Genomic DNA, 900 nt, shown 5'->3' on the forward strand with positions numbered 1-900 from the left:
GCATGACCTGCAGCCACTCGGCCGCCTCGCGTGCGGCGCGCTCCCGGGTCTGCTCTGGCGATGTGCGGTAGATATTCATAATGTCACTCGATGCCGGCACGGGGCACGGACCACGTCCTGTTCAACGTTCCAGACTGGCGCGTACATGCGCCAGCGCTTCCACACTGTATTTCTTCACGGTGTGCACGCTCAGCCCCAGCCGCGCGGCGATCTCCGCATGGCACAGCCCTTCGCGGCGCTCCAGCAGCAGTACCGCCAGCCGGTTGGCCGGCAACTGGGCCAGCGCATCACCCACCTGGCGCTCGAAAAAGCCGCCCCCTTCCACGAACTGCGGCGATTCGGGGTTCTCGGTCAGCGATTCGACCACGGTCGAGTCGAATACCATCCGCCCTTGCCGCTGGCGCATGTTGAACTCGCTGGCCACATGCCCGGCGATGCCGTAGATGTACGCCAGCGGGTTGCGCACGGTTTCGATGTTCTGCACCCGCAGCAGCCGCAGATAGACCTCCTGCACCAGATCACCCAGATCCTGTGCGTCATAGACCCGCCGGCGCAGGAAGCGCTGCAGCTCGGCGCTGTAGCTCTCCACCACCTTGGCGGCAAACGCCCGCGCGGCCGGGTCCTGCTCGGCCGACACCATCAGCTGCCCCCACCCGTCACGGCAGCCGCCGGGCCATCGGCCCGGGTTGGCAGTGGGGACGCGGATACTATTGGCGACGGCATCGATACTCTCCACACAACGGGCGCAGGGGCCGCTGATATCCAGTGCCCCCCAGCAGGCGATAAGGGTACTCGCTTCCGCGCTCCATTTACTCCGGGTTCATTCCCGCGCCGTCGGGCCACGGCAGGCGCGGGGGCAGGCGTTCCTGCTCCAGCAGCAGCGGCGTGCGCTGCAGCCCG

The 900-nt window shown here is 67.2% G+C and carries 1 protein-coding gene; it reads right to left on the reverse strand.

The features are described from left to right. Positions 1-121 precede the first annotated feature (121 nt). Entirely contained in the window at positions 122-640 is a 519-nt protein-coding gene (locus JCM9942_RS17000; protein WP_054661009.1) for an RNA polymerase sigma factor, read from the reverse strand. Positions 641-900 lie beyond the last annotated feature (260 nt).

The organism is Stenotrophomonas pictorum JCM 9942, from assembly GCF_001310775.1.
GTDB classification, from domain to species: Bacteria; Pseudomonadota; Gammaproteobacteria; order Xanthomonadales; family Xanthomonadaceae; genus Stenotrophomonas; species Stenotrophomonas pictorum.

Excerpts from the sequence above, each read along its gene's own strand:
- JCM9942_RS17000 (WP_054661009.1), bottom strand. The coding sequence starts at position 640 with ATGGTGTCGGCCGAGCAGGACCCGGCCGCGCGGGCGTTTGCCGCCAAG.